Annotated in this window: 4 protein-coding genes; all 4 read left to right on the top strand. The window is 35.7% G+C overall.

Going from position 1 to position 5940, the window contains the following annotated elements; translation table 11 throughout:
• Positions 1–430: 430 nt before the first annotated feature.
• On the top strand, positions 431–871 hold the full coding sequence (locus tag DNC80_RS11135) for a hypothetical protein (protein ID WP_144889809.1): 441 nt from the start codon (positions 431–433) through the stop codon (positions 869–871).
• Positions 872–923: 52 nt separating this feature from the next.
• Positions 924–2225 carry a hypothetical protein gene (locus tag DNC80_RS11140; protein ID WP_182651289.1) on the top strand — a complete coding sequence of 434 codons (1302 nt, stop codon included), beginning with the start codon at positions 924–926 and terminating at the stop codon, positions 2223–2225.
• Positions 2226–2269: 44 nt separating this feature from the next.
• Positions 2270–3727 (top strand): gliding motility-associated C-terminal domain-containing protein, encoded by a 1458-nt coding sequence (locus DNC80_RS11145; RefSeq protein ID WP_182651290.1) that lies wholly within the window; start codon positions 2270–2272, stop codon positions 3725–3727.
• Between the two features lies 1 nt (position 3728).
• Positions 3729–5940 (top strand): PorP/SprF family type IX secretion system membrane protein (locus DNC80_RS11150; protein WP_255493231.1); only part of this gene is annotated, 2212 nt, incomplete at its 3' end.

Here is a 5940-nt window from a genome sequence, read left to right on the forward strand (position 1 = left end):
CTTTATAACATGTATTTGTACTTTCATATTTTATTTTAAAAGGGAAGCACAAGTTGATAAGCTAATAAGCAACCAAAGATTTTTTAAAAAAAAACGTAGTAATTAAGCAACTTTTATTACTTTTAAGAATCATATAGGTATAAATACGTGGTTATAGGCGTTTTGATTTGTTTTTAATACGGTATGGATTGTTAAAAAATGTTAAATTTACCCTAAATGCACTTGAGTTTTGAACGAAAATTAGTAAACTCCACATTATTTGTAATGTTTCTAATTAAAAAAAACCAATAAAACAAAGGCATTGGGAACTTATTAACCAAAAATTGTTAACAATTCAACACCAAAACCAAAATAAAAATAAAAACGTATGTTGTTTTAAGTTTAAATGTTTAGATTTGTTACCTTAAATAAATTTTTTTAATATAATATTATGAAAGCGAAAGTTATTGTTTTAAGTTTTTTTTTAATGTCGACGGGTGCTGCCTTTTCACAAGCGAAAGTTGTAGAAAGAAGCATAATTAGTAAAGATGCTTCCATAAGAACATTTCATGATTTAGATCAATTGAAATCGATGCAAAAAGGAGAGTTAATTGAGCTATACACGGAACGTGTTAGAGTGCTTGTTAAAATCTTGCCAAACATTGCCCTAGCAAAATTACCAGGAGTAACTATATCTGATTTAGGAATTCCTAATGATGCAGTAAATAAAAAAGCATTAGAAGATGTGGCTCAAGGAACACAAGATTTTCTAGTTGTATCTACAGATTTTCAAAAGAAAATGTTGCCTTATGCGGATAAAAACACATTGGTTGCAGCAATATTATTTTTTGAAACCACAATGAAATCATTGCATGAATTTGAAGGATTGTAATGGATACTTTCTTTCCTATTCAAATTATAATAAATAATTAAATTTTAATCCCATGAAAAATTTCCCCCGAATTTTAACAATTTTTCTATTGGTAATTTCAACTGCTCAGGCACAGCAAGAAAAAGGAATTATTGGACTTAATAATTGGTTGAATAACTGGACCGAGTTTAAGCCTAACAAAGTAGACTACGGAGAAGCCAATCAAATATTAGCAGTTAATATAACTGCAAATACTAAATTGTATAAGAAAAATATTTACTTGCTACAAGGTAATGTTTATGTGACTAACAACGCCGTGCTTACTATTGAACCTGGAACTAAAATTATTGGTGACTTTGATACCAAAGGAACTTTAATAATCACTAAAGGTGCTAGTATTATTGCAGATGGTCTAGAAACAGATCCTATTGTCTTTACTTCGAATCGCAGTTTGAGAAAAGCTGGAGATTGGGGTGGTATCGTAATATTAGGTGATGCTCCTTTAAATAAATTTGGAGGCGTAGCTGCTGTAAATACAGGTAGTGGAAGTGATTTTAATTCAGCTTTAACATCTTATGGTGGTAATAATCCTGCAAGTAATTCTGGTATTATGAGATACGTTCGTATTGAATTTGCAGGATCTAAACTTGCCACTGGTGGTGGAAATTTGAACTCTCTTTTTTTAGCAGGTATTGGGAATAAAACTATTTTACAAAATATAATGATCAGCTTCTCAGGAGGAAATTCTTTTGAAATCTTTGGAGGTGACACCAATTTATCTCAAGTCGTTTCATACAAATCTAGTAATGATGATTACCGTTTTAACTACGGAGCTCAGAGTAATTTAACAAACTCTCTTGCCATTCGTTCTTCCTTTTTATCAAGTAAAAATGGTTCCAGATGTTTAGACATTGCTTCTTATAATAAAAAAGAAGAAGTAGATTTCTCTAAAAAGCAGACTATGGTTGTAGCCACTAATTTAACTCTTGTCAACAATAGTGCTAATATTAATGTTGATATTGAATCAGGTTTAGTTAAAGAGGCCATTTATATTGCTGAAAATGCGTCACTCAACTGCAAGCGTACTGTAATCTCTGGTTTCAAACCGGCAGTTTTATTGGACAATAAAATTCAATTGACGGAAGAAAACTTATCTAAAATTAAGTTTGAATCTATGTACTTTAATAACTGTAAAGGAAACATCTTTATTGTTGACAACTCTAATAATGAAGATTTAGAATCTTATTACGGTCAAACTAACCTGTTTAATTACTTTTCGCCAAACAGTAATAATGCAGAGACTTTTATTGACTTTGCCAATGAAAAAAGACCGGATTTCCGTTTACAATTATCTAAAATTACAGCATCTAATTAATAATGTTGTAATGTAATAGCTGTCAAGTTGATGTAAAACTAATTATGAAATGTAGACGCCCCCCTACTATTTTTAAAGCTTATCAATTTTTATTTTCATTGCTGTTTTTATTAGCAGTTAATTCCTTACACGCACAATTTACTATAAACAAACCATCACTTGGTTTTACACAAATATGCGCAAATAGAAGTTTTAATACTTTTGAGGTTAGTTTTTCATTTAATCCTCCGGGGTCGTTAAGTACCTCAAATCAATTTATACTAGAGCTGTCAGATGGAGTGGGAAATTTTTCCGCTCCAATAGCTCTTAGTTTCACAGAGAAACCAAATACTGCCACACTTTCGTCAAGAACTTTTGTTTTTGCTGTTCCAACCACAACAGGAGGTGAAAACTTCAGAATAAGAGTACGTAGTACTGCCCCTGCAGCAACTAGTCCTAGCTCAAACGCATTTGCGGCCTATTACAAGCTACAAGACACCCAATTTTCGATCAATAATTTCAATGAAAATGCCACCTATTGTAAAGGTGGTTCGTATGTATTGACTATTGATAATCCAGGAACGGGAACTAATGATTCCCCTTTAAAATATCCATCACTGACTTTTAAATGGTTTAAAGAACCTAGTTTAGTGCCTATAGCCACAACCCCTAGTCTTACTGTTACTGCACCAGGAAGATATTATGTAGAAACCAATTACGGTACGTGTACTTCCGATTCTTTTTCTAACAGAGTTACTGTTGGAGAAGCTGCGGGTACAGTAGCAACTGTTACGTCAAGTAAAGGAAATCCGTTTTGTCCATCAGAAGGACCAACAACATTAAGTACACAAGCTGGAAATACCTACCAGTGGTTTTTAAACGATGTCGCCATTGTAGGTGCCACTAGCCAAAATTATAGTACAACTACAGCTGGGAATTATACAGTTAGAGTTGATTTTGGAGGCTGTACCTCTACAGGAGCCATCAATCTAGAAAACGTACCTTTTACAAGTTCCTTAAATGTTTCAGGAACAACAATTATCAATGAAGGAGAAACTAAGCAAATAGTAGCAACAACATCAGCAAATAATCCTACTTTTGAATGGTTCTTGAATGGTACTTTAATACCATCAGCCACTACAAACACACTCAATGCAAATCAAGAAGGAAATTATTCTTTAACCATAACACAAACTACCGGTTGCGTTTCAAAAAAAGAATTACCATTTGAAATCCGCTTTCCTTTCGTAGACCCTAATGTAGTTTTAATCCCAAACATCATAAGTCCGAATAACGATGGTATCAATGATACTTGGACAATACCACAACAATATATTAGTGGTACAAATACATCGGTGGTGGTCTTGAATGCAAGGGGTGAAATGGTATTGAATACAACAAATTATCAAAATAATTGGCCAGAAGAGCAACTGGATTTTAAATCTGTGAATCCCATTTATTACTATATCATTACAACACAAGATAATACGATTAAAAAGGGTTCCATCACAGTAATTAGGTAACATGAAAAATATTTTTTTTAGTTTTTGTTTTTTTTTCTGTTTACTTCAGGCCATCCATTCACAAGATAATGGTGTGGTCTCTTTCAATATACCAGTTAGAAATTCACTTAAGTTCCATAAATTTTTAATCAATCCTGCTTTTAGTTTTGCTAGAGAGCAAAATTCATACGCTACCATTTTTAATAAACGAGAATGGGTGCAATTTGAAAATGCGCCGCAAACTTATTTGGCGAGTTATTCAGGACGTTTTAGAGAAAATCAAGGAATTGGTATAGGATTGTTTCAACAAAATTATGGTGTACTCACAACATTTGGTGGAGTGGCCAACTTTGCACAAAACGTATATCTTAGTGAAGACAATAACCTTACTTTTGGTTTAAATCTCGGTTTTTATAAAAGTGGAATTAATACAGGTAAAGTAGTTAGTAATTATACCGATCCTGCATTAGGTTTAGTTCCTTCAAATTCCTTACTTGTTGTAAGCCCAGGGATTAATTACGGAACGGCTTTTTTTGATTTTGGACTTGCTCTAAACAATGCGGTTTTGTATAATTTAGAAACATCACAAATGGTGCAAGATGACCCACAACGAGCATTACAAGCGCATATAATGTATACGGGTTTTATTGACAGTAATGGTTTTTTTGACCGAAGTAAATTTTCGGGTCTTGTTCGTACTGAGATTAAAAAGGAACAAACCATCCTTTCTGGTTTAATGATGTTCAGTATTCCTAGTGGTGTTTGGGCGCAAGCTGGTTATAATTCATTTCACGGTGTTTCAGCAGGGATAGGACTTAATCTTACATCCAGAATCGCTTTAGAATACAACTATGAAAAAGCATTAGGAAATTTCACCCAATTTGGACCTTCACATGAAATTGTTTTAGCTTACAAATTCAGTGGCAAGTATAGTAATGAGGATGAGGAAGAAGGTTCTATACTCCCAAAATCAGAACCTAAATCGGTTCCGACACCACAGTCAACACCTAAAGTGACACAAAAATCAGCTTCAGATATACAAAAAGAAAATGAGTTAAAAGCGGCTAAGACAAAAGCCGTTGCAGATGCTGCCTTAAAAGCAAGACAAGAAAATGAAGCGCAAGTTAAAGCAAAAGCAGAAGAGAACAGATTGAACCGCGAAAAAGCAATTGCTGATGCTGCTGCAAGAGCCAAAGTTGCTGCTGATGCAAGAGCCAAACAATTGGCTGAAGCCAAGGCTAAAGTAGTTGTACCTGTTACAGCTGCTGATGCGAAAACAAAACTAGCCGCCGATGCCAAAGCGAAAGCTGATGCCGAAGCAGCAAAACAAGCAGCAGTTGTAAAAGCCAAACTTGCCGCCGACGCTAAAGCGAAAGCTGATGCTGAAGCTGCGAAACAAACCGCCAACAAACCTAAACCTGAAGAGGTAGCGAAGGCCAAATTAGCCGCCGATGCCAAAGCGAAAGCTGATGCTGAAGCATTTAAACAAGCAGCTAATGTTAAAGCCAAACTTGCCGGCGACGCAAAAGCGAAAGCGGATGCTGAAGCAGCCAAACAAGCAGCTGTTGTTAAAGCCAAATTAGCAGCCGACGCTAAAGCGAAAGTAGATGCTGAGGCAGCAAAACAATCGGCAAACAAACCTAAACCAGAAGAGATAGCGAAAGCTAAATTAGCTGCAGATGCAAAAGCGAAAGCTGATGCCGAAGCAGCAAAACAAGCTGCTGAAGCCAAAGCGAAACTGGAAGCAGAAACAAAAGCTAAGTTAGCTGCAGATGCAAAAGCGAAAGCTGATGCTGAAGCATTAAAACAAGCTTCGGAAGCCAAAGCGAAACTGGAAGCAGAAACAAAAGCTAAGTTAGCTGCAGATGCAAAAGCGAAAGCGGATGCTGAAGCATTAAAACAAGCTTCGGAAGCCAAAGCAAAACTAGAAGCAGAAACAAAAGCTAAGTTAGCTGGAGATGCGAAAACGAAAGCGGATGCTGAAGCTGCGAAACAAGCAGCAGAAGCTAAGGCTAAATTAGAAGCAGAAGCCAATGCCAAGTTAGCTGCAGACGCAAAAGCGAAAGCCGATGCCGAAGCTGCGAAACAAGCTGCTGAAGCTAAGGCTAAATTAGAAGCGGAAACCAAAGCTAAGTTAGCTGCAGACGCAAAAGCGAAAGCCGATGCTGAAGCTACGAAACTAGCTGAAGACGCCAAAGCAAAATCAGAAGCAGAAACCAAAGCTAAGTTAGCTG

Origin of the sequence: Flavobacterium sp. SOK18b (assembly GCF_014156605.1) — a bacterium.
GTDB classification, from domain to species: Bacteria; Bacteroidota; Bacteroidia; order Flavobacteriales; family Flavobacteriaceae; genus Flavobacterium; species Flavobacterium tiangeerense.

What these genes read in the sequence shown, in the direction of transcription:
- DNC80_RS11140 (WP_182651289.1), top strand. Translation starts at nt 924, where the DNA reads ATGAAAAATTTCCCCCGAATTTTAACAATTTTTCTATTGGTAATTTCA.
- DNC80_RS11145 (WP_182651290.1), top strand. Translation starts at nt 2,270, where the DNA reads ATGAAATGTAGACGCCCCCCTACTATTTTTAAAGCTTATCAATTTTTA.
- DNC80_RS11135 (WP_144889809.1), top strand. Translation starts at nt 431, where the DNA reads ATGAAAGCGAAAGTTATTGTTTTAAGTTTTTTTTTAATGTCGACGGGT.